Origin of the sequence: Thermus brockianus, assembly GCF_001880325.1 — a bacterium.
Lineage (GTDB): Bacteria > Deinococcota > Deinococci > Deinococcales > Thermaceae > Thermus > Thermus brockianus.
On record NZ_CP016313.1, the window covers coordinates 245,144 to 271,603 of the forward strand.

23 protein-coding genes, 1 pseudogene and 2 CRISPR repeat arrays are annotated in these 26,460 nt (G+C 63.9%); of the genes and pseudogenes, 19 read left to right on the forward strand and 5 right to left on the reverse strand.

The features are described 5' to 3' along the window. Nucleotide 1 precedes the first annotated feature (1 nt). Together A0O31_RS12140 and A0O31_RS12145 are read right to left on the reverse strand one after the other, a co-directional pair. Nucleotides 2-733, reverse strand: coding sequence for an SDR family NAD(P)-dependent oxidoreductase (locus tag A0O31_RS12140; RefSeq protein ID WP_071678196.1), 732 nt, complete (start codon nucleotides 731-733; stop codon nucleotides 2-4). Further along, the gene (locus tag A0O31_RS12145; protein WP_071678197.1) at nucleotides 720-2,015 is read right to left on the reverse strand and encodes a phenylacetate--CoA ligase family protein; all 1,296 of its coding nucleotides are present in this window, start codon (nucleotides 2,013-2,015) and stop codon (nucleotides 720-722) included. The genes A0O31_RS12140 and A0O31_RS12145 overlap by 14 nt, the downstream gene beginning before the upstream one ends. A gap of 101 nt (nucleotides 2,016-2,116) precedes the next feature. On the opposite strand from A0O31_RS12145, the gene A0O31_RS12150 reads away from it, so the two are divergent. From A0O31_RS12150 to A0O31_RS12170, 5 genes are read left to right on the forward strand one after another with little or no spacing between them, the layout of a single operon-like run. Further along, complete coding sequence (locus A0O31_RS12150) at nucleotides 2,117-2,653, forward strand: MerR family transcriptional regulator (RefSeq protein ID WP_071678282.1); 537 nt, start codon at nucleotides 2,117-2,119, stop codon at nucleotides 2,651-2,653. Continuing rightward, entirely contained in the window at nucleotides 2,544-3,698 is a 1,155-nt protein-coding gene (locus A0O31_RS12155) for an acyl-CoA dehydrogenase family protein (protein WP_071678198.1), read from the forward strand. Before A0O31_RS12150 ends, A0O31_RS12155 begins: the two co-directional genes overlap by 110 nt. Further along, nucleotides 3,695-4,672, forward strand: a complete 978-nt coding sequence (locus tag A0O31_RS12160; RefSeq protein ID WP_071678199.1) for a phosphotransferase family protein — start codon at nucleotides 3,695-3,697, stop codon at nucleotides 4,670-4,672. The genes A0O31_RS12155 and A0O31_RS12160 overlap by 4 nt, the downstream gene beginning before the upstream one ends. After that, nucleotides 4,665-5,015, forward strand: a complete 351-nt coding sequence (locus A0O31_RS12165) for a DUF6285 domain-containing protein (RefSeq protein WP_071678200.1) — start codon at nucleotides 4,665-4,667, stop codon at nucleotides 5,013-5,015. The genes A0O31_RS12160 and A0O31_RS12165 overlap by 8 nt, the downstream gene beginning before the upstream one ends. Then, nucleotides 5,012-5,653 carry a histidine phosphatase family protein gene (locus A0O31_RS12170; RefSeq protein ID WP_071678201.1) on the forward strand — a complete coding sequence of 214 codons (642 nt, stop codon included), beginning with the start codon at nucleotides 5,012-5,014 and terminating at the stop codon, nucleotides 5,651-5,653. The genes A0O31_RS12165 and A0O31_RS12170 overlap by 4 nt, the downstream gene beginning before the upstream one ends. Here A0O31_RS12170 and A0O31_RS12175 read toward each other — a convergent pair. Continuing rightward, complete coding sequence (locus A0O31_RS12175; protein WP_071678202.1) at nucleotides 5,650-6,633, reverse strand: TAXI family TRAP transporter solute-binding subunit; 984 nt, start codon at nucleotides 6,631-6,633, stop codon at nucleotides 5,650-5,652. The two genes, A0O31_RS12170 and A0O31_RS12175, sit on opposite strands and share 4 nt — an antisense overlap. Before the next feature lie 175 nt (nucleotides 6,634-6,808). Further along, nucleotides 6,809-8,357: a CRISPR direct-repeat array (repeat unit 29 nt; unit sequence CGGTCCATCCCCACGTGCGTGGGGACTAC). Nucleotides 8,358-8,559: 202 nt separating this feature from the next. Between A0O31_RS12175 and A0O31_RS12180 the strand changes: the two genes are divergently transcribed. The 9 genes from A0O31_RS12180 to cas2e are packed head-to-tail and all read left to right on the forward strand — an operon-like array spanning nucleotide 8,560 to nucleotide 17,993. Then, nucleotides 8,560-9,528, forward strand: coding sequence for a helix-turn-helix transcriptional regulator (locus A0O31_RS12180; protein WP_071678203.1), 969 nt, complete (start codon nucleotides 8,560-8,562; stop codon nucleotides 9,526-9,528). A gap of 15 nt (nucleotides 9,529-9,543) precedes the next feature. After that, on the forward strand, nucleotides 9,544-12,300 hold the full coding sequence (locus tag A0O31_RS12185) for a CRISPR-associated endonuclease Cas3'' (RefSeq protein ID WP_152024491.1): 2,757 nt from the start codon (nucleotides 9,544-9,546) through the stop codon (nucleotides 12,298-12,300). Between the two features lie 35 nt (nucleotides 12,301-12,335). After that, complete coding sequence (gene casA / locus A0O31_RS12190; RefSeq protein WP_071678205.1) at nucleotides 12,336-13,793, forward strand: type I-E CRISPR-associated protein Cse1/CasA; 1,458 nt, start codon at nucleotides 12,336-12,338, stop codon at nucleotides 13,791-13,793. 14 nt (nucleotides 13,794-13,807) lie between these two features. Beyond that, nucleotides 13,808-14,290 carry a type I-E CRISPR-associated protein Cse2/CasB gene (gene casB / locus A0O31_RS12195; RefSeq protein ID WP_237259082.1) on the forward strand — a complete coding sequence of 161 codons (483 nt, stop codon included), beginning with the start codon at nucleotides 13,808-13,810 and terminating at the stop codon, nucleotides 14,288-14,290. Continuing rightward, nucleotides 14,287-15,405 carry a type I-E CRISPR-associated protein Cas7/Cse4/CasC gene (gene cas7e / locus A0O31_RS12200; RefSeq protein WP_071678207.1) on the forward strand — a complete coding sequence of 373 codons (1,119 nt, stop codon included), beginning with the start codon at nucleotides 14,287-14,289 and terminating at the stop codon, nucleotides 15,403-15,405. The genes casB and cas7e overlap by 4 nt, the downstream gene beginning before the upstream one ends. A gap of 1 nt (nucleotide 15,406) precedes the next feature. Continuing rightward, a complete protein-coding gene (gene cas5e, locus A0O31_RS12205; RefSeq protein WP_071678208.1) occupies nucleotides 15,407-16,078 on the forward strand; it encodes a type I-E CRISPR-associated protein Cas5/CasD in 672 nt (223 codons plus the stop codon). Beyond that, on the forward strand, nucleotides 16,068-16,700 hold the full coding sequence (gene cas6e / locus A0O31_RS12210; RefSeq protein WP_071678209.1) for a type I-E CRISPR-associated protein Cas6/Cse3/CasE: 633 nt from the start codon (nucleotides 16,068-16,070) through the stop codon (nucleotides 16,698-16,700). Before cas5e ends, cas6e begins: the two co-directional genes overlap by 11 nt. An 8-nt stretch (nucleotides 16,701-16,708) precedes the next feature. After that, on the forward strand, nucleotides 16,709-17,677 hold the full coding sequence (gene cas1e / locus A0O31_RS12215; protein WP_071678210.1) for a type I-E CRISPR-associated endonuclease Cas1e: 969 nt from the start codon (nucleotides 16,709-16,711) through the stop codon (nucleotides 17,675-17,677). Further along, nucleotides 17,637-17,993: a type I-E CRISPR-associated endoribonuclease Cas2e gene (gene cas2e, locus A0O31_RS12220; RefSeq protein WP_071678211.1), complete on the forward strand. Its 357-nt coding sequence runs from the start codon at nucleotides 17,637-17,639 to the stop codon at nucleotides 17,991-17,993. The genes cas1e and cas2e overlap by 41 nt, the downstream gene beginning before the upstream one ends. A 57-nt stretch (nucleotides 17,994-18,050) precedes the next feature. Then, nucleotides 18,051-19,719: a CRISPR direct-repeat array (repeat unit 29 nt; unit sequence GTAGTCCCCACACGCGTGGGGATGGACCG). Nucleotides 19,720-20,028: 309 nt separating this feature from the next. Here the strand turns inward: cas2e and A0O31_RS12225 are convergent. After that, entirely contained in the window at nucleotides 20,029-20,256 is a 228-nt protein-coding gene (locus tag A0O31_RS12225; RefSeq protein ID WP_152024489.1) for a type II toxin-antitoxin system HicB family antitoxin, read from the reverse strand. A 423-nt stretch (nucleotides 20,257-20,679) separates the two neighbouring features. Between A0O31_RS12225 and A0O31_RS12230 the strand changes: the two genes are divergently transcribed. The 5 genes and pseudogenes from A0O31_RS12230 to A0O31_RS12250 form a co-directional block, all read left to right on the forward strand. Continuing rightward, nucleotides 20,680-21,951, forward strand: coding sequence for an ABC transporter substrate-binding protein (locus A0O31_RS12230; protein WP_071678213.1), 1,272 nt, complete (start codon nucleotides 20,680-20,682; stop codon nucleotides 21,949-21,951). Beyond that, nucleotides 21,939-22,859, forward strand: coding sequence for a carbohydrate ABC transporter permease (locus A0O31_RS12235; RefSeq protein ID WP_071678214.1), 921 nt, complete (start codon nucleotides 21,939-21,941; stop codon nucleotides 22,857-22,859). The genes A0O31_RS12230 and A0O31_RS12235 overlap by 13 nt, the downstream gene beginning before the upstream one ends. Then, complete coding sequence (locus A0O31_RS12240; protein ID WP_071678215.1) at nucleotides 22,846-23,664, forward strand: carbohydrate ABC transporter permease; 819 nt, start codon at nucleotides 22,846-22,848, stop codon at nucleotides 23,662-23,664. Before A0O31_RS12235 ends, A0O31_RS12240 begins: the two co-directional genes overlap by 14 nt. Continuing rightward, nucleotides 23,661-24,452, forward strand: coding sequence for a TIGR00282 family metallophosphoesterase (locus A0O31_RS12245; protein WP_071678216.1), 792 nt, complete (start codon nucleotides 23,661-23,663; stop codon nucleotides 24,450-24,452). The genes A0O31_RS12240 and A0O31_RS12245 overlap by 4 nt, the downstream gene beginning before the upstream one ends. 275 nt (nucleotides 24,453-24,727) lie before the next feature. Further along, nucleotides 24,728-25,462 (forward strand): annotated as a pseudogene (locus tag A0O31_RS12250) (transposase); the annotation flags it as partial. Here the strand turns inward: A0O31_RS12250 and A0O31_RS12255 are convergent. Further along, nucleotides 25,422-26,456, reverse strand: a complete 1,035-nt coding sequence (locus A0O31_RS12255) for a CobW family GTP-binding protein (protein ID WP_071678217.1) — start codon at nucleotides 26,454-26,456, stop codon at nucleotides 25,422-25,424. The pseudogene A0O31_RS12250 and the gene A0O31_RS12255 sit on opposite strands and share 41 nt — an antisense overlap. Between the last annotated feature and the right edge of the window lie 4 nt (nucleotides 26,457-26,460).

Here is a 26,460-nt window from a genome sequence, read left to right on the forward strand (position 1 = left end):
CCTATCTCGCTCCCACGCCGCCGTCCACGGCGTAGACGCCCCCCGTCAGGTAAGCGTTCTCCGGCTCCAGGAGGAAGGCCACCACCCTCGCCACCTCCTCGGGCCGGGCCATCCGCCCCAAGGGGATCTCCCGCAGGATGGCGGGGCCAAGCCTGGGGTGGTTCCGCAAGCCCTCCGTCATATCCGTCGCCGTCCAGCCCGGGGCCACGAGGTTCACCCGGATGCCCCGTTCCCCCCAGTCCAAGGCCAAGGAGCGGGCAAGCCCCCAAAGCCCCGCCTTGGACGCCGTGTAAGCGGCCAGCCGGGCGCCCCCCCGGAAGCCCAGGACCGAGCCCACCAGGACCAGGCTCCCTGGCCCCTCCAGCGCCTGGGCGAAGGCCCGGGCCGCCACGAAGGCCCCGGTAAGGTTCACGGCGAGGACCTCGTCCCAAACCTCCAGGGGCAAGCGGTCGGCCCGGGTGAAGGCGGGGCTGGTGCCGGCGTTGTAGACCAGGCCATAGAGCCCCACCTCCCGGGCGAAGCGAGCCACCGCCTCCTCCAGGCGCCCCCGGTCCCGCGCGTCCACGGCCATGCCCCAGAGGCCAAGCCGCTCGGCCACGTCCCGCACCCGGTCCGGATCCCGGCCCGTGACGCCCACCCTCGCCCCCTGGCGGACGAGCTCCTCCACCACCGCCAGGCCGATCCCCCGCGTGGCCCCCACCACCAGGACCGGAAGCCCCTCAAGCCCCGGCATGCCGCACCACCCGTTTGGCCTTAAAGGCGGTCCGCTCCAGGGTGCCGGGGGCTTCGAGGCGGACCCCAGGCGTCACCCCCAGGGCCTCCTTGAGGCGTTGCCGGAGCCTTTCCACCATCCCTTCTCCCCCCTCCCCGGGCCGCGCCAGCTCCACCACCACCGTCACGTCCCTCACCACTCCGCCCGCCTCGCGGACCTCTATCCGGTACTCGCTGGACAGCTCGGGGAAGCGCCGCACCACCTCCTCCACCTGGGTGGGATAGAACTTGGCCCCGCGGTAGACCACGAGATCGTCCACGCGGCCCAGGATGCCCCCCACGGCCCGCAGGTGCGTGCGGCCGCACGGGCAAGGCTCCTTGGTGATCCGGGCCAGATCCCCCGTGTAGTAGCGCACCAAGGGCGTGGCCTCCCGGGTGAGGTGGGTGAGCACCAGGACGCCCACCTCCCCCTCCGGAAGGGGCTCTTGGGTTTCGGGATCCACCACCTCCACCAGGTAATGGTCCTCGGCGAAGTGGAGCCCCTGTTGGTAGGCGCACTCCCCCGCAAAGGTGGGTCCCATCTCCGCCAAGCCGTAGTAGTCGTAGGCACGCCAGACCAAACCCCCCTCCAACCGGCTCCGGGTAGCGGGGTTTTCCGTCCCCGCCTCCCCACCGAAGGCCCCTATGCGCAAGGGGCTCTCCAGACCCCTCTCCTTAAGGGCCTCGGCCAGGTAGAGCCCAAAGGAGGGGGTAGCGGTGAGGGCCTTGGGCCGAAAGCGGGAGAGGAGCTCCAGGTGGCGTTCCGTTTGCCCAGCCCCCACCGGCAGGACGAAGAGGCCTAGGGCACGGGCGGCGTGGTGCACCGCCATCCCCGCAACCCAGAGACCGTAGCTGAAACCGTTGAGGAGGATGTCCCCGGGCCGTAGCCCGTAGGCGAAAAGGGTCCTGGCGGTCACTTGGGTGATGTGCTCCACATCCCTTTCGCTCCACACCGTGCCCACCGGGAAGCCGGTGGTGCCGCTACTTGGGTGGTACTCCCGCCAAGCCGCCTCCGGGGCCACCGCATAGCGCCCCAAGGGGGGGTGGAGGCGCTGCTCCTCCCTAAGCTCCTCTTTGGTTACCGGGGGGAAACGGGCGAGGTCCTCCAGGTGGCGGATCTCTAGGGAAATGCCGGCCCACTTCTCGCGGAAGAAGGGGCTTTCCCGGTAAAGGCGCTCCACCTGTTCCCGAAGGCGCTTAAGCTGCAACGCCTCCAGCTCCCGCCGCGGCATGGTCTCCAGCTCCGGCTGCCAATAGGCCGCCATTTTGCCCTCCGCGCTTTGCGCCCACTATAGGGATTACGACAAGGTATGTCAAGAGTGAACATTCATGTCTTTTTTGCCATCCCTTGTGCTAAACTAGCACCATGCCGTCAACGCTCCCCTCCCTCTACACCCTGAGCGACCTCGCCCGGGCAAGCGGCGTCTCGCGGCGCATCCTGCAACACTACGCCCAGCTCGGGCTTCTGGAACCCGGCGCCCTCACCCAGGGAGGGCGCAAGCTGTACACCGACTTTGCCCTCTACCTGGTCCAGGACATCCAAGACCTCAACCAACTGGGCTTCACCTTGGAAGAGATTCGCAAGATCATGGCCCTCAAGAAGGCCATCTTCTATCCCGACGGCACCTACCGGCAGGACTGGCGCCGGGAGGAAATTCCCCTTTCGGACGAGGAGCTTTGGGATATGTGGCGGAAAACGGGGGAGGTGCTCTCCAGCATAGAGCGGCAGGAACGGATGATCCGCCGCTTCCACCGCTTCCTCACCAAGCACTTCGCCCCGAAGGAGGTGCAGGATGGACTTCTCGGTGGACCGGGAAACGGAGGCGTTAAGGGAGCGGGTGCGGACCTTCCTGGAGGAGCGGGTCATCCCCCGGGAGCGGGAAGCGACCCCGGCGAACCTTGAGGCCCTCACCCGAACGCTCCAAGAGGAGGCGCGGGCCTGGGGGATCTTCCTGCCCCACATGCCCAAGGCGCTAGGGGGGCTAGGCCTTTCCTGGACCCAGCTGGCGGTGGTCCTGGAGGAGGCGGGAAGGAGCCTCCTGGGCCCCAGGGCGCTCAACGCCGCCGCGCCCGACGAGGGCAACATGCACCTCCTGCACAAGGTGGCGAGCCCCGAACAGAAAAAGCGCTACCTGGAGCCCCTGGTGGCTGGGGAGGTGCGCTCCGGCTTCGCCATGACCGAGCCCATGGGCGCCGGGGCCGATCCCACCCTCCTCAAGGCCACGGCGAAGCGGCGGGGTCGTAAGTACGTCCTCAATGGACGGAAGTGGTTCACCACGGGGGCGGAGGGGGCGGCCTTCTTCCTCGTCCTGGCCCGGGCGGAGGAGGGCCCCACCCTCTTCCTCGTGGAGCGGGACAGCCCGGGCCTCAAGCTGGTGCGCACCATTCCCACCATGGACCACTGGTCCATAGGGGGGCACGGGGAGCTGGTCCTGGAAGAGTGCGAGGTGGGGGAGGACGCCGTCTTGGGCGAGGTGGGCAAGGGCTTCGCCTACGCCGAGCTACGCCTGGACCCCGCCCGGCTCACCCACTGCATGCGCTGGCTCGGCGTGGGGGTCCGGGCCACGGAACTCGCCCAGGACTACGCCCTGCGGCGGGATTCCTTTGGAAAGAAGCTGGCCGAACACCAGGGCGTCCAGTTCATGATCGCCGACAGCCACATGGAGCTCCACGCCGCCCGGCTCATGGTCTGGCACGCCGCCTGGAAGCTGGACCGTGGGGAGAGGATCCGGCACGAGGCCTCCATGGCCAAGGTCTTCGTCTCGGAAGCGGTGAACCGGGCCGTGGACCGGGCGGTGCAGATCACCGGGGCCCTGGGGATCAGCGAGGACATACCCCTCTCCATCTTCTACCGGGAGGTGCGCCCCTTCCGCATCTACGATGGGCCTAGCGAAGTCCACCGGGCCTCCGTGGGGAAGCGGGCCCTCTTTAAGGGGCTTAGGCCATGAAGGAAGCGCTGGAGGCCACCCTGAGGGAGCTCCTGGGCCAAGGGGAGGTGGTCCGGCTCCAGCGCCTCCCCGGAGGGGCCTCCAAGGAGGCCTGGGCGGTGGACTACCGCACGGGGGACATCCTCCACCCCCTCTTCCTGCGCCGGGTGGCGGGGGGGGTTATCTACCGGGGCACCCTCAGCCTGGCCACGGAGTTCCGCATCCTGACGCTGGCCCAGGCCCAAGGGGTGCGGGTGCCGGAACCCCTGGTGTACCTTCCGGACCTCGAGGGCAAGGAGGCCTTCCTCATGCGCCGCCTCGAGGGGGAGTCCATCGGTGCCCGGGTGGTGCGGCGGCCGGAGTACCAAAGGGCCCGGGAGCGGCTTCCCGAGGCCATGGCGGAGGAGCTCGCCAAGATCCACGCCATCCCCCTGGAAAAGGTGCTCTTCCTCCCCGCCCCCACATCGCCCCCGTGGCGCGCCGCCCTGGAAACGGCGTACCAGGACCTGGACGCCCTGGAGGAACCCCACCCCGCCCTGGAGTGGGGTCTCCGCTGGCTCCTGGACCATCCACCCCGGGAACGCCCCTTGGTCTTGGTCCACGGGGACTTCCGCATCGGCAACCTGCTGGTAAACGAGGAGGGGCTGGTGGCTGTCCTGGACTGGGAGTTCGCCCATCTGGGGGATCCCCGGGAGGACCTGGCCTGGCCCCTGGTGCGGGCCTGGCGCTTCGGCGAGGACCGCAAGCGCCTTGGGGGCGTGGGCGAGGTGGGGCCCTTCCTTGAGCGCTACAACGCCCGGTCGGGCCAGGACATCGGGGAGGAAGAGCTTTTCTGGTGGGAAGTCCTAGGCAACGCGCGCTGGGGCCTGGGAGCGCTAAAGCAGGCCCGGAGGCACCTTCGGGGGGAAGAGCGGAGCGTGGAGCTCGCTGTCTTGGGCAGGCTGGCGGCGGAGATGGAGTACGAGATCCTCCACCTTTTGGAGCGGTATGGATAGGCCCACGTTGGACGAGTTGCTGGAAGCGGTGGCGGAGTTCTTAGAAGGGGAAATCCTCCCCGCCCTCACGGACCCCAGGCTTCGCTTCCAGACCCTGGTGGCCTTGAACGCCCTGGGGATAGCCCGGAGGGAGCTGGCCCTGGGGGAGGTTCTCCTCCGAGAGGAGCGGGAGGCCTTGGGAAAGCTCTTGGGCGCCCAGGGGGAGGTGAGGGAACTCCTCGCCTCCCTGGCTGGGCTTATCCGCCAGGGCCACGCCCCGCCCGGCACCCTCGGCTATCTCAAGGACCACGTGGCGCGCAAGCTCAAGGTAGCCAACCCCAAGTACCTGGAGCGCTACCCATGAGGAGGCGGCTTCTCCTCCTGCGCCACGGCGAGGTGGACTACTTCCCCCAAGGGAAGCCCGTGCCCCCGCAGGGGGTGGGCCTCACGGAAAGGGGGCGAAGGCAGGCGGAAGCGGTGGGGAGGCTCCTGCGGAGGGTACCCCTGGACCTCGCCCTCCACACGGGCCTGCCCCGCACCGAGGAAACCCTCGCCCTCGTCCTCAAGGGGCGGCCGGTCCCGGTGGAGGCTTGGCCGGACTTCCAGGAGATCCGCCCCGGGAGGCTCAAGGACCTGGAGGACCCGGAGCGGGCTTTCCGGGAAGCATTCCATCCCAAGGACCTCTCCGAACGCTTCCTGGGCGGGGAACGGTACGGCGACTTCCTGGACCGGGTCCTCCCCGCCTACGAGCGCCTCCTGGCGAGGCCCTGGAACACCGCCCTCCTGGTGGCGCACGGAGGGGTGATCCGGGCCCTCCTCACCTTCGCCCTCACCGGACAAAGGGGTTTCCTGCCCCTGGAGGTGCACCCCTGCGGGCTTTCCGTCCTGGACCTAGGGGAAAGGCCCCTCCTCCGCCTCCACAACCTTACCCCTTACGATCCCCTCCCCAAGACCCGCCTCTCCACCATGGAAGCCCTCTGGTTAGCCTACCAGACGCCCTAGCGCCACACCCCCCTTTCCCGGAAGTAGCGCACGGCCCCCTCGTGGTAGGGCACCTTACCGTTCCGGGAGCGGGTGGCGTTCTCCAGGGTGGTGTCCCGGGCAGGGGCCACGGCGGCGTGCAGGGTGGGGAGGCTCTCAAAGACCGCTTTGACCATGGCGTAAGCGAGCTCCTCGGGGAGGCTCGCCGGGCAGACGAAGAGGTTCCAGAAGGTAAGGGTGGGGGTATCGTACCGCGTGTTGTACACGCCCTTGGGGATGACGCCCGTGTCCACCACCCCGGGGAAGCGGCGCATGAGGACCTGCACCGGGGTGCTCTGGGACGGCAGAGGAACAAGGAGGAGGCGCTTCCCCTTGCGGGCCAGGCTACCCGCAAGCTCCAGGATGCTCCCCGTGGGCAGGCCCCCGGACCAGAAAAAAGCATCCAGGTTCCCTTCGGAAAGCATCTGGGCCGCCTCCGCCACCCGTACCCGCTCCCACTTGCCGAAGTGGACCTTGGGGTCAAACCCCGGGATGGCGGCGGACATGAGGAGGCGGGCCTCGTACTCAATAATTCCCCCGGCCACCTCGGTGGAGACGCGCTTCCCCTTGAGGTCCTGGAGGACCCGGATGCCGCTATCCTCCGTGGTCACCACGTGGAAGTAGTTGGGGTACATGGTGAACAGGACGCGCGCGGGCGCGGGTTTCCCCTGAAAGCGTTCCTCCCCCTGGAACGCCAGGAGGGCGGCATCGGGAAGCACGGTGCCGCAGTAGTAGAGCCCCCGGGTGGGGTCCGTGCGGTCCCGGAGGAGCATGAGGTTCTCCATGGAGCCGCCCGACTGCATGGCCTGGGCCTGGACCACACCGGCCTTGTTCAGAATCTCCGCCACCGCCGTGCCGTAGTAAAAGTACACCCCACCCACACCCCCGGTGCCGATGACGATCTGGGGCTTTTGCGCAAGTGTAACTCCCAAAAGGACCACAACCCAAAGCCACCACCGCACGGTGCACCTCCGGTTGGCGAGGAGTCTACCGATAAAAGGCATGGAGCACAAGCCCCTGGCGAACCAGGGTAGACATGAAGGTTATTCCGCACACCACCTCAGGAAGCTAAGGGCAGGGAGGAAGTGAAAAAGGCCCATCTGGCAGCCAGGCTCGGCAAAGCTAAGCCTAGCTCACCAGTCCATCCCCACGTGCGTGGGGACTACACCCTGCGGCACATTGCTGGGGCCAACCTGGTCAGTCCATCCCCACGTGCGTGGGGACTACATGAAGCGCCGAGGCCGTGGCGAAGGCTCCATCGGTCCATCCCCACGTGCGTGGGGACTACTGGGGGCCTCCTACGGGGCGGCCCTGGCCGGCTGGTCCATCCCCACGTGCGTGGGGACTACATGTTGCCGTACTGGTCAAGGTCGGCCCACACCGGTCCATCCCCACGTGCGTGGGGACTACGGATACCCTGATGGCATAAATCAACCGCAACCTGGTCCATCCCCACGTGCGTGGGGACTACGGCGTTGACGAAGAAGGACCCTTACAAGGTGATGGTCCATCCCCACGTGCGTGGGGACTACTCGCTATCGGGGTGCCGTTGTGGGGGCCTTTCGGTCCATCCCCACGTGCGTGGGGACTACCTCCTCATACCCCCCCCGAATAATGCCGCCCACGGTCCATCCCCACGTGCGTGGGGACTACACTGTCTGGGCTAACTCCTGCTTGATGCTCATCCGGTCCATCCCCACGTGCGTGGGGACTACTCTGATGAGTGGTCGCCTATTCAGTGGGCCGCCGGTCCATCCCCACGTGCGTGGGGACTACGCGCTATTGGCCGCATTGCGGAAGGAAATGTACGGTCCATCCCCACGTGCGTGGGGACTACCCAGTGGTGGCACTGGTCGGGGCCGTGGCTGTAGGTCCATCCCCACGTGCGTGGGGACTACATGACGCCTTTCAGTAGCTGGACTGGCTGTTCGGTCCATCCCCACGTGCGTGGGGACTACGCTCCTCGGAGGTGGCCGGCGCCGCCCAGGTCGGTCCATCCCCACGTGCGTGGGGACTACATGGCGAGTTTGATGAGGGATATGTCCATGTTCGGTCCATCCCCACGTGCGTGGGGACTACACGACGACATGGTGGACGCCCTGGTCTACGCCGGTCCATCCCCACGTGCGTGGGGACTACCAGGAGAGAGGCCACCCGGCTCAGGTCCTCCACGGTCCATCCCCACGTGCGTGGGGACTACCTCTTTCTACCCTCTCCCACACGTCAGGGTACCGGTCCATCCCCACGTGCGTGGGGACTACGCCCTGCCCGAGCGGGAGGACCACCACCACGTCGGTCCATCCCCACGTGCGTGGGGACTACGATGTTCTCCCCTCCGCTTTCTCCAACACGGACGGTCCATCCCCACGTGCGTGGGGACTACTTGTACTTCTCTAGGAGGGGGTGCTCTAGTAGCGGTCCATCCCCACGTGCGTGGGGACTACTGGGTGCGTTGGAGGAGGCTGCACGCGGCCCCCGGTCCATCCCCACGTGCGTGGGGACTACGCACCTCCTGAGGCTCCTCCGAGGAGGTTCCCGGTCCATCCCCACGTGCGTGGGGACTACACGGTGAGCTTCCCCGTGCGGGCGTCCACCAGCGGTCCATCCCCACGTGCGTGGGGACTACGGATGGGCTCGCTCTGAATGATCTCGGGGAGCGGTCCATCCCCACGTGCGTGGGGACTACACATGACCTAGACGGCGAAAACCCTTTCTGCCCCCCACCTAAGTGTCTAATGAGGAAAGGGTACAAAAAAGGGCAAAAGGCGAGTTGTCAAGATCCCCACTGGGTCAGATCTGCTGCTGGTGGGCTATGCGAATAGACCTGTCACCCAGCCTAGGGTATAATACCACATACGGCCGCGGAAAAGCGTTAGACTCAGAAGGTAATGGCAAGCGTGTCTAAAAGTGCTCGCCTTCTGGAGATGGTTGAGCGGCTTCGTCTTCGGCCTTACCGGGTTGTCGAGCTGGCCCGCCACTTCGGGGTGAGCGAACGCACGATAGAGCGGGACCTCGAGGCCCTCTCCCTCCAAGGCTACCCGGTGGAGCCGGTTAGGCGTGGCGTTTACCACATACCCGACCGCCCCCCTCCCCTCCATCCCGTAGAAGCCTTAGCCCTTTTCGCTGCTGGCCGTCTCCTGTACCACCAAGCCCCCACTCGGCAGTACGGCGCGGCGCTAGAAAAGCTCGCTCGTATGCTTCCCGAGCCATTGCGCACCCTTCTCCTTAGGAGCACAGAGGGCCTGGCCGAGCGCAGAGGTGATAGCCGGAACCTGGAAATGGTGGCCCGGGCCCTTTTGGAGCGACGGGTGCTTGCCTTTGAATACCGGTCTGGAGGTTCTAAGCACTGGCGACCGAAGGAGGTCTTGGTCTATTTTCTGGAGGCCAACCGCACTAATCTAGGGCTCTACGCCGTGGGCTACGAGCGAACCTACCATCGTTCTGTCTTAACCTTCAAGCTTTCCCGGATGCGCAATGGCCGTTTGCTAGACGAGGTTTACGAGCTTCCCCATGACTTTGACCCTAACCTGTACTTTCGGCAAGCGTGGGGTGTGGTAGGGATAAGGGGGGAAGCCATGGACATTCACCTTCGCTTCGCCCCCGAAGCGGCGTGGCGCGTCGTAGAGGGGGACTACCCTGGCCTGGAGATTGAGCGGGAACTGCCCGATGGGGGGCTCCTAGCCCGCCTTAAGGCGGCGCCTTTTAAGGGGGGTGTGCCTTGGGAAGTCCTGGCTTGGATCCAAAGCTTCGGTCCCCGCGTGGAGGTTCTGGCCCCGGCTGAGCTCCGGGCCCTTTGGTTAGAGGAAGCGCGGAGGGTCTTGGAGAAAGCGACAACGCCCGTCACGTCTGCTGTATAGAACGGAAGGGTGAACGTGGACATTGCCCAAACTGCGCTAAGCCTCTGGGCCAAAAGCGGAAACCCCTATCACCCTCTGTTGGGGCACATGCTGGATAGCGCTTCCGTGGCCCGGGCTATTCTCTTGCGGGAGCCTAAACGCACCCTTTGCCTCTACGGCCAGGACTGGGGCCTGCCGCCGGAAGAAGCGGTGCTCTGGGTAGCCTTCCTGGTGGGACTCCACGACCTCGGCAAGGCCAGCCCGGTTTTCCAAGCCGGCTGGGAGGAAGGGGCCAAGAAGGTATGGGAAGCTGGGCTTACCTGGAAAAGGGAGTTGTTAGAAACGGAAACTTCCTGGGTAGCCCACGGCGTCTTGACCGAGATTTACGTGAAGGAGTTTTTGCGTGCCTTCGGGTTAGGGCGTAGGGCTTCTTTACAGTTAGCGCGGGCCCTCGGAGCGCACCACGGGTTTCCTGCTCAGAGAGAGGAACTGGACCTAGCCCACCGTCACGTGCAAGTAGAGCCCGAAGCTTGGCAAGAGGTGCGGAAGTGGCTCGTGGAGCACCTTCGCCAGACGGTAAAGGCCCCCGTGCCGAAGGTCCCAGAAGTTTCGCCCCAAGGGGTGCTCCGGGTTATGGCCCTAACTTCCTTCGCCGACTGGATTGCCTCCGATCCAAGCCTCTTCCCCTATGGTCGGGATCCCTCGAGGCCCGATTACTGGCAAGAAGCTTTGGACCTAGCTGAAAAGGCGTTGGACCAAGTGGGATGGTCGCGACCAAAAGCTGGAGGGCAAAAGGGGTTCACCGAAGTTTTTCCCTTTCCCCCCAACGCGCTACAAAAGGGCATCCCGTCGCTTTTGGAATCTACACACGAACCCATCTTGCTTCTTGTGGAAGCGCCTATGGGCATGGGCAAAACCGAGGCGGCTTTATACGCATACCACCTTCTCGTGGAGCGTTTGGGCCACCGCGGTCTATACATGGCCCTACCCACCCAGGCAACGGCCAACGGCCTTTTCCCTAGGGTGCGGGACTTCTTGGCGGGGTTAGGCATTGGACCCCTAGACCTCCAGCTCCAACACGGCACGGCCATGCTCAACCCGCTTTACGAAGACCTCCTGGAACGCGCCCGCCCCGCCCAAGTGTACGAAGCGCAAGGAAGTGTATCCGCTTCCACCTGGTTCTCCGCCAAGAAGCGGGCCATGCTGTCCCCCCATGGGGTGGGCACCCTAGACCAGGCGTTGTTGGGGGTGCTCACCGTCAAGCACCACTTCGTGCGGCTTTGGGGACTCATGAACCGGGTGGTGGTGCTGGATGAGGTCCACGCCTATGACGCATACACTTCGGGTCTCCTCGAGGCCCTTCTCCGTTGGCTCAAGTCCCTAGGTTCCAGCGTCATCCTCATGACCGCCACGCTCCCCAAGGCCAAGCGGGAAGCGTTGCTTTCGGCGTGGGGAGTGTCGGGGGAAAACCTACCCACCTACCCCCGCCTGGCCGCCTTCGGCGAGCGGTTTCTTGGGGGCCTACCCCTGCCCTATCCCGATAAGAGCGTCTTCCTGAAAAGCGCACCGGTAGAGCCCGAAGCCCTGGCCAAGGAGCTCCTTGCGGCGCTGCCGGGGGTTTTGGGGGCGGTGGTGAACACCGTGGACCGGGCCCAAGCCCTTTACCAGGCTTTGGGCAAGGGTACGCCCCTCACGCTGGGGGACCTTTTGGACCGCTTCAACCCCTCCCCATCCGAAGGGGGCCCATGGGCGGAGTTAGGAAAGGTAAGGGAGGAAAAGGCCGGAGCGGTGGTGGGTAAAGCCCTTCCCGATGGGACTTTGGTCTTCCTCCTCCACGCCCGTTTTCCCGCCGAGGAAAGGGCCTTACGGGAGACGGTGGCCCTGGCGCTTTTTGGGAAGCGGGGGCCCAGGCCCGAGCGGGCCATCCTCGTGGCCACCCAGGTGGCGGAGCAGAGCCTGGACCTGGACTTTGACCTCCTTTATAGCGACCTGGCCCCTGTGGACCTCCTTTTCCAGCGGGCGGGGAGGCTTCACCGGCACGAAAGGCCCCGCCCTTTGCCCCACGGCAAACCCCAGCTTTGGGTGGGCGGCCTGGAAGAGCCCCACTTCGGCGGCGACCTCTACTGGGACCGGGTTTATGAGGAGTACATCCTCCTCTCCACGTGGGTTTCCTTGCGGAACCGGGATGCGCTCAGGTTTCCGCAGGACCTCGAGGCCCTCTTGGAAGAGGTGTACGAGCGAAAACCCGAAGCTTTCCCTGAAGAGCTACGGGAACGGGCCCAAGAAAGCCATCGGCGCCTGCACGAGCGCTTGCAAAAGGAGGAAGAAACCGCCAAGAACGTGGCGCTTTCTGAGCCAGAGAGGCTTATCCGCGAAGGGGACGCAGCCCACCTCGCCGCCAGCTTCCGAATGGACGACGAAGCGGAAGACCCCCACACCCAGCGCCTCCTCACCCGCCTCGGGGACCCCAGCGTGCCCGTGGTACCGGTCTACCGCAAGGACGAAGGACTCTACTTGGACCCCGAGGGGCGGTGGCCTGTCAGGCTTAGAGGGGAGCCTTCCAAGGAAGAGGCGGTGGCCCTTTGGCGGCGGGCGGTGCGCCTCTCCCGCTATCCCATACCCCAGGAGCTTTCCCAAGAGGAGCCGCCACCAGCGTGGAGAAAAAGCGGTCTCCTCCGGGGCCTCAGGCTTCTGGAGGTGGGCCGGGAGTTCGGGAAGGGCAGGGGAGCTTTCCGCGTGCAACTTGACCCAGAGCTCGGGGTGGTGTACGTTCGCCTTCCCGACAATAACTGACGGAATTGGGTGGTAGTCTAGGGACAGGTGGGAATGTGGAAAAGTTTAACTTGCTTGAGGAGCCGTGGATCCCCGTTCTTGAAGGAGGGCGAGTACGGGAGGTAAGCATAAGGGAGGCCCTTCTCCGTGCCCCGCGCATCGCCCGTATTGAAACCGCTTCCCCACTGGAGGAAGCAGCCCTCCACCGCCTTCTGCTCGCCATTCTCCACCGGGCGCTACCTCCCGTGAGGGATGTGGTGGACGCCGCAGACCTTCTGGAGCGTGGGGCTTTTGACCAAAAGGCCCTCGAGGCCTACCTGGACCAATACCACGACCGGTTTTGGCTCTTCCACCCGGAGGCGCCCTTTTTCCAAATCGCCGACCTTCCCTTAGAAGACCCTCTTCCATGGACCAAGTTGCGTCCCGAGCTTGCCACCGGCAACAACCCTACCCTCTTTGACCACACCACCGACCCGGATCCGCCGGAAATCCCCTACGCCGAGGCTGCCCGAGCCTTGGTGCTCCACCAAAACTTCGTTTTGGGTGGCCTAGTTAGGCGGCTTGGCGTGACCTCAGGCAAGGATGGGCCCTTGGCTCGCCCGGCGGTGTTCCTCCCCACGGGGGACACCCTCTTTGAAACCCTTGTCCTGAACCTGGTACCGTATGAGCCCGAGGGTGATGAACCCCTTTGGGAGAAGCCTCCTTTGCGGCGAAAGGACGTAGAAAAGGCCGCTACAAAGTGGCCTCTCTCCGGCATCACTCGGGTCTACACGTGGCCGAGCCGCGGGGTGCTTCTCCTGGACACAGGGAAAGGAGTGCGCTGGATGGCCTATGGCCCCGGGGTGGAGCCTGATCCCGTGTTTTTCCGCGATCCCATGGTAGCCTACCGCCAAAGCTCCAAGGGAAACGTTGTTCCCCTTCGCCTAAGCGAGGAGAAGAGTTTCTGGCGTGACTTTAGCGCCATGCTTCCTGCGCAAGGGGGGGCATTCCCCGCCGCACTCCAACATGCGGGAGGCGTCCAGGACGAAACAGAAAGGACCTACCGGCTAAGGGTTTTGGGGCAGGTATCGGACCAGGCTAAGGTCCTGGATGTGCGGCGGGAAGTGTACCCTCTGCCCTCGGCCCTCCTCAAGGAAGAGGGCGCCCTTGAACTCCAAATCGCCTTGCGCCAAGCCGAGGACCTGGGTAAGGGGCTCGTCTCGGTGGCTTGGCAGGTGGCGCGGGGTGTTCTAGGGGACAAAGACGCCGCGGAGCTGGAAGCTTTTGTCCGCTCCCTGCCCCTACTCCCGGGTTATTGGGCGAACCTGGACTTGGCCTTTCCAGAGTTCCTAAACGCCCTTGGTGAGCCTCACTCCCTGGAAGCTTGGCGTGAGGAGGTTTTCCGGGCGGCCTTAAGGGCCTGGGAGGCAACCCGCCTCTTTGTGGGCACAGGGGGGCGGCACTTGGCCGCTCTGGCAGCGGGTGAAAGGGCGTTGGCTAGGGTGTTAGGGGCGCTTAAGGAGGTGAAAGCGTGACGGGAACCGCATTTGTGGAGTGGCTCACCGCCCTGCAAAAGGGGTCTGGCTGGACCCCCGCTCGGGCGGCATTACGCCGGAGTTTGGCCTTTCCCCTGGGAACATACCCTCCCGCCATGCCTTACGTGGAACCTTTCGTGAAGGCGGAGGGGTGGGCTCGGGAAGCCCACTACCTGGTGGCGGGGCTTTTCGCCCTCAAGGACGGCGCTCACCAGGGCGGGCGGAGTCTGGCTCTAGCCCTTTGGGAGGCGGCGAGGGAGCGGGACTCCAAGAGCGTGGAGAAGCGCTTTCTGGCCCTCCTGGATGCTGACCGCGACCAGATAGCCTTTCGGCTCCGGCAGGCGGTGGGGTTGGTGGAGGGGGGGCTGGACTTCGCCCGGCTTCTGGATGACTTGTTGGATTGGTTTCACCAGAACCGGCGGGTGCAGGCCCGTTGGGCCAAGGAGTATTACGGCGCAAAGGAGCAGGACCTGGAAGAAGAGGAGGTGGAAGGATGAAGCTTTTGGAAGTCCATGTGATCCAGACGGTAGCCCCTAGCAACCTGAACCGGGACGATACAGGAAGCCCTAAGGATGCCCTTTTCGGTGGGTTCCGCCGCGCCCGCATCTCCAGCCAGGCGCAAAAACGGGCGGTGCGGGTAGCCTTCAGGGACTGGCCCCTTTTGGCCCCGGAAGAGCAGGCTGTGCGCACTAAGCGCTTGATGGACGCCCTTCTAGAGCGCCTGGCGGACATTCCCGAAGCGCAAGCCCGCCAAGCCATTGAGAACGCCTTAAACAGCTTGGGTTTTGGCATGAAGGAAGGGGGTGTGAGCGAGTACCTTCTTTTCCTTGGAAACCGGGAGCTAAACCGTTTGGCGGAAACGATCCGTACCCACATCCAGGCGCTTTCGGGCGAGGTAAAGGGCAAAAAGAAAGCCGACGTGAGTTCAGAGGTGAAAGAGGCCCTGGAAGGCGTTTTGGACGGGGGCAAGGCAGTGGACCTGGCCCTTTTCGGCCGGATGTTGGCGGATCGGCCGGAACTTGGGGTGGACGCCGCTGCTCAGGTAGCTCACGCCCTTTCCACCCATAAGGTGGACCGGGAGTTTGACTTCTACACCGCCGTGGACGACCTGAACCCCGAGGAAGACACGGGTGCGGGGATGATGGGGGACGTGGAGTTCTACTCCGCCACCCTGTACCGCTACGCTGTGGTGGACTTGCAAAAGCTTTTGGAGAACCTTCAGGGCGATAAAGAACTCGCCTTGAAGGGAGCCTTGGCCTTCTTCGCAGCTTTCGCCGCCACCTTGCCCTCTGGAAAACAGAATAGCTTTGCCGCTCATAATCCTCCTCTGTTTGTAGCCTTCCGGGCGGGGGAAGGCCTTCCCCGTAACCTGGCCACAGCCTTTGAGCGGCCCGTACGGCCTAGGGAGGACCGGGCACTTTCCGCCATTTCCGTGGAGGCCTTGGTGCGGGAATGGGAGCGCTTTGACCGGGCTTTTGGCCCCTTGAAGCCCGAGTGGAAGGGGGCCATTAACCTTACGGACGCAGCCCCAGGAACCTTGCCTGTAGTGGAGGATTGGCCAACGCTCCGCAACCAGATTGAGCAGGCGTTAAAAGCGCTCTTGGAGGTGTAGCGTGCCGACCCTCCTCTTGCGGCTACAGGGGCCGATGCAGTCATGGGGGACCCGAAGCCGCTTTGACTACCGGGACACCTGGCCTTACCCCACCAAGAGCGGGGTGGTGGGGCTTCTCGCCGCCGCCTTAGGCCGGGACCGGGCGGAGGATATCTCTGACTTGGCCTCCTTGCGCTTGGGAGTGCGGGTGGACCGGAAGGGCGTGCTTAAAGTGGATTACCAGACCGCCCGGAACGTGGTGGCCGCTAGCCTCAGGGCCCAACGCGATGTCCAAAGTTGGCGTTACTTCCTCTCGGACGCCGCCTTCTTGGTCGGCATGGAGGGGGACAAGCCCCTTTTGGAAGAGATCCATCGGGCTCTCCTGAACCCACGGTTTCCCCTCTACCTGGGCCGAAAGGGGTATCTCCCAAGTCCGCCCCCTTATCTGCCCGACGGCTTGCGGGAGGAGCCTCTGGAGGAGGCCTTGCTCCACTATCCCTACTTGGGTAAGGGAGCGCCTCGGGAGGACCTATTGCTGGCCCTCGAGGCCCCCCAAGGCCGCTTGGTCTACGACCAACCCGTGGCCCCCTTTAGCCAACGCCGCTTCGGGGCCCGCTACGTGGAGGAGAAGGTATTGCCCAAAGATCAGGTTCCTAAGGGGCCTCCAGCTTGGGAGGAAGCCCATGTGGATTAGTAAGCTCGTCCTGGACTTGCGGTCTAGGTCTGCCCGGCGGGACCTGGCTAACCCGTACGAGATGCACCGCACCCTCTCCCGGGCAGTCTCCCGGGCGCTCGAGGAGGGCAAGGAGCGCCTCCTTTGGCGTGTGGAACCAACCCGTACCCACGAGCGGCCTGTGGTCTTGGTGCAAACCCTCACGGAGCCCGATTGGAGCGTCCTGGAGGAGGGGTATGCGGAAATCTATCCCCCAAAGCCCTTCCATCCAATCTTCCGGCCGGGCCAAGTGCTCCGATTCCGCTTGCGAGCGAACCCTAGCAAGCGCATAGCCGGTACGGGAAAGCGGGTCGCCCTCAAGACGCATCGGGAGAAGGTGTCCTGGCTTGAGAGGCGGTTAGCGGAAGGTGGCTTTCGCTTGCTAGACGGGGAAGAGGGGCCCGCGGTGCGCATCCTACAGGACGCCTTTTTAGAGGTGCCCCGGAGGAAAAAGGAGGGCGAAAGCGCAAGGATACAGGTGCAAGCGGTACTTTTTGAGGGGCGCCTCGAGGTGGTGGATCCCGAAAAGGCCCGGGCCACCTTGGAGCGGGGTATCGGTCCGGGAAAGGCTTTGGGCCTAGGGCTCCTTTCCCTCGCCCCCTGAAGGGTTCTATGCCTCCTGTTCCCAATACCCGGAACCTGAAGGAACTCCCCAAATTCCGGGATGGTCTTTCGTACCTCTACGTGGAGCACGCCTTTGTAGAGCAGGAGGCCCAAGGGATAGGCATTTACGACAAGGAAGGCTTGACCCTTGTTCCGGCTGCCGCTTTGGGCGTCCTCTTCCTCGGGCCAGGCACCCGCATCACGCACGCCGCCATCCAGGCCCTGGCGGGAAACGGTTGCACCGTATGTTGGGTGGGGGAAGGTTTCGCCCGCTTTTACGCCCAAGGGCTGGGCGACACCCGCAGTGCCCTTCGCCTTGAGCGGCAGGCGAAAGCTTGGGCCGACCCCAAGTTGCACCTGGAGGTGGTCTACCAGCTTTATGCGAAGCGTTTTTCAGAACCTCTTCCCCGGGACCTAAGCCTAGAGCAGGTGCGGGGCCTCGAGGGAGTCCGCGTTCGCGCCGCTTACGCCCGTTGGAGTCAGGAAACGGGTGTCCCGTGGAAAGGTCGGAGCTATGACCGCCGCCATTGGATTGCGTCAGATCCAGTAAATCGGGCATTGTCTTCCGGGGCTGCCTACCTCTACGGCCTGGCCCACGCCGCCATCGTAAGCGCAGGGTTCAGCCCCTCCCTCGGGTTTATCCACACGGGCAAGCTACTTTCCTTCGTTTACGATATAGCCGATCTTTACAAGACGGAGTATTTGATACCTGCCGCTTTCCGTACCGTGGCGGAGTCTGAAGCGGAGGTAGAACGTCGTGTCCGCCGTGCTCTCCGGGAGCACATAGAAGAAGGAAGGCTTCTTGAACGTATGGTGGAAGACCTTCTGGACCTCTTCTCTGGGTTTGGCCCCGAGGACCTCCTTTCGGAGGAAGACGACCCCACCCTCCCTGGGGGTCTTTGGGACCCGGAGGGGGTGGTGGAGGGGGGCGTGGCCTATGGTGGTGATGGTGTTGGAGAAGGTGCCGAGGAGTCTTAGAGGGGAGCTTACCCGTTGGCTTCTGGAGCTAGATACGGGCGTGTTCGTTGGGCGCGTAAATGCTACGGTCCGTGAGCTGCTTTGGGCCAAGGTGGTGGAACGGGCCGGGGATGGACGGTGCGCCATGGCCTGGCGTACCAACAACGAGCAGGGTTTTGCGCTAAGGCTTCATGGGTACACGGACCGCATCCTCCGGGACTTTGATGGTATACTCCTCATAACGGTGCGCAACGCCGAGGCGATTCGCAAAGCTCAAAAGCTACAACGCCTCAATAAAGGGTTGCGCGAGGATCTTGACAAGTCAACCTTGGAATAGATTCTCTTAAAAGACATAAAGGGGGGTGAAGGGAAGTTTTTGCCGTCTGGGTCAAGTGTAGTCCCCACACGCGTGGGGATGGACCGGCGTTAGGGAGGGCGTTGTTGCCCGGATGCAGTAGTCCCCACACGCGTGGGGATGGACCGTATGTTGATGCCTTCCGAAATCTAGCTCACGAGTAGTCCCCACACGCGTGGGGATGGACCGAGGATGAGCCCGGTGGAGAACGCATCGGCAAGTAGTCCCCACACGCGTGGGGATGGACCGGAGGTGGAAGATGGTAACGGCAGAGGCTAGGAGTAGTCCCCACACGCGTGGGGATGGACCGCCTCGGCACGGAGCACCTCCACGCTCACGGCGTAGTCCCCACACGCGTGGGGATGGACCGGTGGCTTCCGCCCGCTCATTCGTCAGGGCGTGTAGTCCCCACACGCGTGGGGATGGACCGAGGAGGCCTTCTTTGAGGCTGAGTTTGGAGGCGTAGTCCCCACACGCGTGGGGATGGACCAGAGCAAGTGGCTCAGCGAGGAACAGGTCGGGAGTAGTCCCCACACGCGTGGGGATGGACCGAAACCGCGAAGGCGCTATACGAGGCGGCAAAGTAGTCCCCACACGCGTGGGGATGGACCGTCAAGGGGGACCCCCGCTTGCGGTGGGCCGAGTAGTCCCCACACGCGTGGGGATGGACCGTAGGTAATCACCCCGAGGCTATTCTGGTAGACGTAGTCCCCACACGCGTGGGGATGGACCGTTAGACTTTGCGTTGCCGCGCCTCATACTCTAGTAGTCCCCACACGCGTGGGGATGGACCGAGGGCGATGCGGTTCTTGTGGTGGTAGGAGTCGTAGTCCCCACACGCGTGGGGATGGACCGTGGGGTAGGCGGCTTATTGGGGCGCCCCATGGGTAGTCCCCACACGCGTGGGGATGGACCTACAGGCTCACCGCCGTGCCTAGGTCCAAGAGCGTAGTCCCCACACGCGTGGGGATGGACCGCCGCGTCCCTAAGGGGCGACGCGATTATAGCCGTAGTCCCCACACGCGTGGGGATGGACCGTGCCCGTGGCCGCTAACGGTTACCGGTGTATGGTAGTCCCCACACGCGTGGGGATGGACCGCCGCGTGGCGCCCCCTCCGCCACCTATGACCCGTAGTCCCCACACGCGTGGGGATGGACCGAAGTCTATCCCGCCCCAGCAATGGGCGGCTTTGTAGTCCCCACACGCGTGGGGATGGACCGCTCCGGGCCATTCCTGAGCACCTTATCTATACCGTAGTCCCCACACGCGTGGGGATGGACCGTCCCACTCGGAGTAGGCGCCCACGTCGGACGCGTAGTCCCCACACGCGTGGGGATGGACCGGAACTGGTGGAAGGCTACTGGCAGGGGAGCACGTAGTCCCCACACGCGTGGGGATGGACCGGACAGGGTTCCCTCCGGCTTGACGGTGGTTTTGTAGTCCCCACACGCGTGGGGATGGACCGTCTTTGTACCCGTGTTTCCGCGCAAGCCAAAGTAGTCCCCACACGCGTGGGGATGGACCGCCTACGAGGCCCTTAGGCGAGCGGGGCTTGTGTAGTCCCCACACGCGTGGGGATGGACCGAGGACGGGGTGAAGGCGCTAGGCGCTTCCCCCGTAGTCCCCACACGCGTGGGGATGGACCGCCAACGTTGCCCCGAAAAACCTATTACCATTTGTAGTCCCCACACGCGTGGGGATGGACCGCTGGGAACCCCCATCGCCCAGGTGGAACGAGCCATCCCCGGGAACCATGAGGCCAGTCGCGGTCTGGGGGTCCGCCCCGTTGCGCAAAAGGGCTTCCCCTACACCCATACCCGCACCTCCACCTATCCCCCACGGCCACGAAGAAGCGGCGGGGGGTATCCAGGTTGGGACCGAAAGAAAAGGGCTCCAGCAGGTGGGACACCGCAGAAGGCGTTGCCCCCATGCACCAGGCCACCTCCCGGGCGGTGAGGCCCGAGGTCTTCAAGGCCCGCCTCAGCTCAGGGCTCACGGGGTTCACCAGGGCGGGGGTCACGTAGGCCAGCAGTTAGTCCCCATCTCCCGCTCCGCCTCCTCTTCAGGGGTTAGGGCGCGTCCAGGCAAAGGGAGAGCCCTTCCCGCCTCCCTGCGCTCCAGAATGGCTAGGGCCAAACCCCTCGCCAGGCTCCGCTCCACCTCCTCAGGGGAAGCCTTCCCCCACACCGCCACAGGCAGGTCCAGGGCGAACCCCGCCCACCTCCCCGTCTCATCCCTTTCCAAACAGTAGGCGCCTTTTCCTCTCATGTTCTTCCCAAAAGTGGGGCCGAAGCCCCCCTCTCCCCTACTCTTTGCCCTTCCCGCCACCCGTCCGGGAAAGCTCCTCCGATAGCCCCGCCATCTTCAAAATCCGCTGGGTAGACTTCGAGCTAAGTCGTGGGGTGCTAGGACCCTAGCTGCTTCCAGCAAGGACCCTGGGAGGTCCATCTCTTCGAAACCAAGCAGGGGACCTAGAAATGAAGGTATCCCAAGCTACCCATCGCTAATCGACAAAGCTTATCCAGACGGAGTACCCGAACTCCTAGCTTCCCTGGGCGTGCGCAGGGTGTGCCCGGGCCATACCGGCTAGCCTTGGTCCAGCCCAGGCCGCACCCGCCTGATGGTCCTCTGACAGACCTCCTTTACTCTGGGAACAGGAGGTGAAAGATGAAGGCCTTCCTAGGGTTTTGGGTAGCGGCGGGCCTGGCCTTGGCCCAAGCCCCCATCACCCTTCAGTACTGGCACATCAATACCGAAGCTTTCGGCCTCCCAGCTGTAAAGGAGCTTATCCGGGAGTTTGAACGGCAAAACCCTGGGATCAAGGTGGAGGAGCGCTACCAGCCCAACGCCTATACTGGCCTTCTACAAAACCTACAGGCGGCCTTGGCAGCAGGCACCCCTCCTGACGTGGTGCAGATGGGTTACCTCTACACGCGTTATGCCGCTAAGAATCTCCCCTACGTGCCCATAGAACAGCTGGCTAAGCGCTTTGGCGGCGAACGACATCTCCGCCGCTTCGCCCCCAACATTCTGGCCCTGGGCCAGGTGGACGGGGTCCTGGTGGGGATGCCTTACTCCCTCTCCAACATTGTTACCTACTACAACGCCGATCTCTTCCGCCGCGCTGGTCTGGACCCTGATCGTCCCCCTGCCACCTGGGAAGGCTGGAGGCGGGCCGCCCGGCAAATCAAGGAGCGCACAGGCAAGTATGGCGTATACCTGATCCTCCTGGATGACAACTGGGCAGTGGAGGCCCTTATCCGCTCCAATGGGGGAACCCTCCTACGCTGTGAAGACGGGTTCTTACGTGCAGGCGTAGACACTAAGGAGGCTGCCGAAGCTCTAGGGATGTGGGCAGGTTTGGTCCGTGAAGGGCTCGCCCTAGGGGTCATCCTCCAACAGGGGGAACAGGCCTTTCTGGCAGGGGAGGTTGCCAGTTTTATGACCACCATTGCACGCCGGGCTGGACTCCAAGAACAAACCCGCGGTCGGTTTGAGCTTCGGGCTACCCGCTTCCCCACCTTTGGGGGCAAGCCCCCGGCCCTGCCCGCTGGGGGGAACGCGCTCATGGTCTTCAGCAAAGATCCCAAACGACAGGAAGCCGCCTGGAAGTTTATCCAGTTTCTCACTAGCCCTGACGGGTTCACCATCTGGACCAAGGGGACGGGATACGTCCCCCTCCTCCCCGAGCTCAGCCGTGACCCTCGGTACCTGAAGGAGTTCGTGGAGAAGAACCCCATCCAAAGGGTGGCTATCGAGCAACTCCCCTTTACCGTGCCTTGGACTAGCTTCCCTGGTCCCAATGGCCTCGCCGCTAGCCAAGCCCTTTTCCGAGCAGTACAGAAGGCCTTGGCAGGCCAGGCTACCCCTGAGGCGGCCCTCAAAGAGGCATCTGTAGAGATCAACCGCCTCATTGGGAGGGAGCGGTGCAGCGAGTAGTTCAGGTATGGGGGTTGCTCCACCGGGGCCAAGGGGGGCGGATTGACATTGAGGCCCTCCTCCTCCTGGTCCCAGGTCTTCTGCCCATCCTAGTCTTCGTTTACTGGCCCCTCCTCTACAATCTCTGGCTGAGCCTCCACGACTGGAACCTGGTCCGGTCAGAAGCTGTTTTCGTAGGGCTAGCCAACTACCACTTCCTCCTCCAGGACCCTCTGTTCGGCCAAGTGCTCCGCCAAAGCCTCCTCTACATGGGCCTGGCCCTTCTGGGTAACTTTCTCCTCCCCCTGGTCCTCGCCCTCCTCACCCTCCAGGTCAGGGGGCGCTGGGCCGAGCTCTACCAAGCGCTCCTCTTCGCCCCCACGGTGGCCGCGGTGTCCGTAGCTGCCCTGGTGTGGTTGTACCTCTACCTGCCCGCCGCCGGGCCCTTGGCCAAGCTTCTAGCCACCCTGGGCCTCCCCGCCCCGAACTTTCTGACGGACCCCCGTTATGCTCTTCTTGCCACCGCCTTGGTGGCCAATTGGAAGTTCATGGGCTTTCACTACCTCATCGCCCTGGCAGGGCTTAAGGCCATACCCCGGGACGTCCTGGAAGCTGCCCGAGTGGATGGGGCGCACGGCTGGCCCTTCTTGTGGCTCGTCCTCTTTCCGCTCCTTTTCCCCACCCTCCTTTTTCTCCTTTTAAGCACCTTGGCAAACGCTTTAGACTATGCCTTTGTCCCCGTGGAGGTCATGACCCAGGGAGGGCCCTTCGGCCACACGTCCCACCTCATGTACGCCGTCTACCAGGAGGCGTTCCGCTTCTTCCGGGCCGGAGTGGCCGCGGCTCAGGCTGTCCTCTTAACCTTGGGGTTTGGGACCATAATCCTGGGGCAGCTTTACCTATTGGGGCGTAGGTATGCGTCTCCTTAGGCAGTTCCTCCCTCACAGCCTCCTTCTGCTGGCGGCAGGGCTTAATCTCCTTCCTTTTGCCTACCAAGTGAGTCTGAGTCTAACGCCGCCGGACGCCCTTTTCTCCAATCCTTACCCCTTTGCTCACCCCCTGACCCTGGAAAACTACCAGGTGGTCCTTGAGAAACTCCCTTGGGCCCGTTATACCCTAAACACCTTGGTTTTCGCCTTGGGCTCCGCCCTAGGCCAGGTCCTCATAGGGGCTCTGGCGGGTTATGCCTTCGCTTTCCGACGGCTACCCCTAGGGGGATTTCTGTTTGGTTTCTTCGTGCTTAGCATGCTGGTACCCTTCGTAGTCACCTACTTGCCAAATTACCTATTGGTGGCCCGTCTGGGCCTTCTCAACACCCTCCCCGGCCTCATTCTGCCTATGCTCACTGTAGGGTACGCTACCTTTCTGTTGCGGCAGCACTTCCTGGGCTTTCCTAAAGAGATCCTCGAGGCAGCCGTCGTGGATGGAGCCGGGACCAGGGACCTCCTCTTTCGAATTCTCCTCCCTGCCAACTACCCCACTCTCCTAGCTCTTTTCCTCACCCTCTTCATTGGGGCATGGAACCAATTTGTCTGGCCTATGCTCGTAGCCAACCGGCCTGACATGTACGTACTCACCGTAGCTGTGCAGCGCTTTGCTGGGGGGGAAGGCTCCGACGCTTGGGGACCCCTCATGGCGGCCTCTGTGCTGGCCACGCTGCCCACCTTAGCGCTCTTCCTTTTTTTCCACCGGAGGATCCTAGAAACCCTGATGGAGGGAGGCGTACGTGGATGAGGGTACTCTTTTTTGGGGATGTGGTGGGGGAACCAGGAATTAGAGCCTTGGAACGGGAGCTACCCCGACTAAGACGGGAATTGGAGCCTGACTTCGTAATCGTCAACGGCGAGAACCTGGACATTACGGTTCCCGAACTGGGTAGGGCCGGAATGCGGTCCGAAAGCGTGGAGCGCCTAGTGCGCCTGGGGGTGGATGTCCTCACCGGAGGTAACCACTCCTTTGACCCGCCAGAGGCTGAAGCGGTCCTAGGGCACCCCCGGGTCCTAAGGCCCCTCAACTTTAGCCGCTACGCCCCTGGTAAGGGAAGTCTCCTCCTACGCAAAGGGGAGAAGGTGCTTTTGGTGGTGAACTTGGTGGGCCGGAGCGCCATGCCCCTAGCAGGGGATCCTTTAGAAACTCTGGAAGTTCTCTTGGAAAAATGGGATGGAGTACCCGTTCTCGTGGATTTCCATTCGGAGTCCGTGTTTGAGAAGCTAGGGCACGCCTTCCTCTTCGATGGGCGGATTTCCGCCCTCCTCGGCACCCACACCCATGTGGCCACCCAAGATGGCCGCATTCTACCTAAGGGGACGGCTTATGTTTCCGATGTGGGCATGGTGGGCGCCGACGGGGGATACCAGGGGTATGAGCCCGACTTCTTGGTGGAGGCTCTGAAGCGGAAGCTTCCTCCCACAGGTCTCGTGCTCAGGCCAGCCTTGGGTCCCCTGCGGGTGAGCTACGTGTTCCTGGAGTTCGCAGCTAAAAAGGCCAAGGCTCTCGGTCACGTGTCGAGGGTCCTGGATTGAAAACCAAAACCCGATGACTCTCCCTCCCTAGGTGGAGGTAAAGATTGAGCTTCACTGAGCTGATACGAGGCGCTTAAGGAGGCCTTGGCTTCTTGTATCTTGCCCTTTGAGGGAGGCTCTACCGCTTGGCTTGCCGGGCCACCACGCCCGCGGGATTGATGGGTAGCCACCCGCCCCGGCCTCCCCGCCGCACCGTATCCCGGTCCTCCACGACCGCATCCACATGCACGGCACACGGGGTCGGGTGGCCACCTCCCTCACTCTACGCCCCCGCCCGGGTCGCCCTGGTCAACCCCTACCACCTGGCCGCCTTCCGCAGGGCGATGGGGGAGCGGAACAAGACCGACCGCCAAGACGCCTCCCTCCTGGCCCGCTACGCCCTGGTGTACCGGGAGGAACTCCGGGCCTACACCCCTCCCCCCCAGGCACTCCAGGAGCTCAAGGCCCTGGTGGGGTACCAGGAAGACCTGGCCCGGCGAGAACGGGCCATCCTGAACCAGCTGGAAGCGGCGGCGTGGGCAGGGAGCGAGGGGGTTTTGCCTCTCCTCGGCAGGGAGCTAGCCCTGGTGCGGGAGCTCCTTGAGGAGGTGGACCAGAGAATCCAAGCCCTCCTGGAGGCCCTCCCTGAGTCCCGGGTCCTCATGACCCTTCCCGGGGTGGGCCCCCAGGTGGCGGCGGCGGTGTTGGCCTTCCTGCCCTCCCACCTCTGGGGCCGGGCCAAGGCCGCGGCTTCCTACGCCGGCCTCATCCCGGAACGGGAGGTTTCGGGGAAGAGCGTGGAGCGGAGCCGGCTTTCCAAGAAGGGGCCTCCCCTTTTGCGGAAGCGGCTTTACATGGGGGCTTTGGTAGCGGTGCGGCACGACCCGGAGATGCGGGCTTTGTACCACCGGCTGCTTTCCCGAGGCAAGCGGAAAAAGCAGGCCCTTTTGGCAGCGGCCCACAAGCTCCTTCGGCGGATGATGGGACGGCTTAGGGCCTACTACGCCGGTCAGGTAGACCGGGTGGCTTGACAGGGAAGACCGTATCAATCCCCTGGCCGATGAACACGATCTCCGTGGGGTCCTCGCCCTCGGGAAGGGCGAGGTAAAGGCCCTCCTCCCCTTGGGGTGCGGCCAGGGCCTCTAGGACCAGGCTGGTGCCGGCGTGGGACAGGAAGGCAGGGGGGTGGTCGGCAAAGCGAACGAAGCCCTTGGCCCGAAGTACATAGGGAGGCCAAGACTCTAGGAAAGCCCAAAAGGCGGCAAAGCGGAAGGGACGCTCCTGGCGGTAGACGAAACTCTGGAACCCGTACTCCTCGGTTTCCTTGGTGGGGGCGTTCCACTCCCTCTCCCAATCGGGGTGTTCCGGGCCCTCCTCGTAGCGGTAGAGCCCGGTGCCGAGGAGGAGGGAGGGGTCTAGCTGGCCCCGCACCGCCCGGTAGATCCGGGCTTTGGGGTTAAGGGCCTTGAGGAAGTCCTCGAGGCGGGATAGCTCCTCAGGGGAAACCAGGTCCACCTTGTTCAGGACGAGGATGTTGCTAAACTCCACCTGATCCGCCAAGAGGGGGGCCAGGGGCTCCTCCTGGGGGTTCCCCTCCGCATCCTCCACCACGCCCACCTCCTCCCAAAGCGAGAAGAAGCGGGAGGCGTCCACCACGGTGACAATGGCGTCCAGGCGCACTTTGTCCGGCAAGCTCCCCATGTAAAACGTCTGGGCGATGGGAAGGGGCTCCCCAATACCGGTGGACTCCACGAGGATGTAGTCCGGTTCTTCCTCCGCCAAGCGCTCCAGCTCCACCAGGAGGTCCTCCCGCAGGGTGCAACAGATGCACCCGTTGGAGAGCTCCACCAGGCGCTCTGTGGTGCGCACCACCAGCCGGGCGTCCACGTTGACCTCGCCGAAATCGTTTACCACCACCGCCACCCGTTTGCCCTGGAGACCATAGCGGAGCAGGTGGTTGATGACGGTGGTTTTGCCAGCCCCCAGGAAACCCACGAGCACGGTGACGGGAACAGGCCTCGCCATCCCC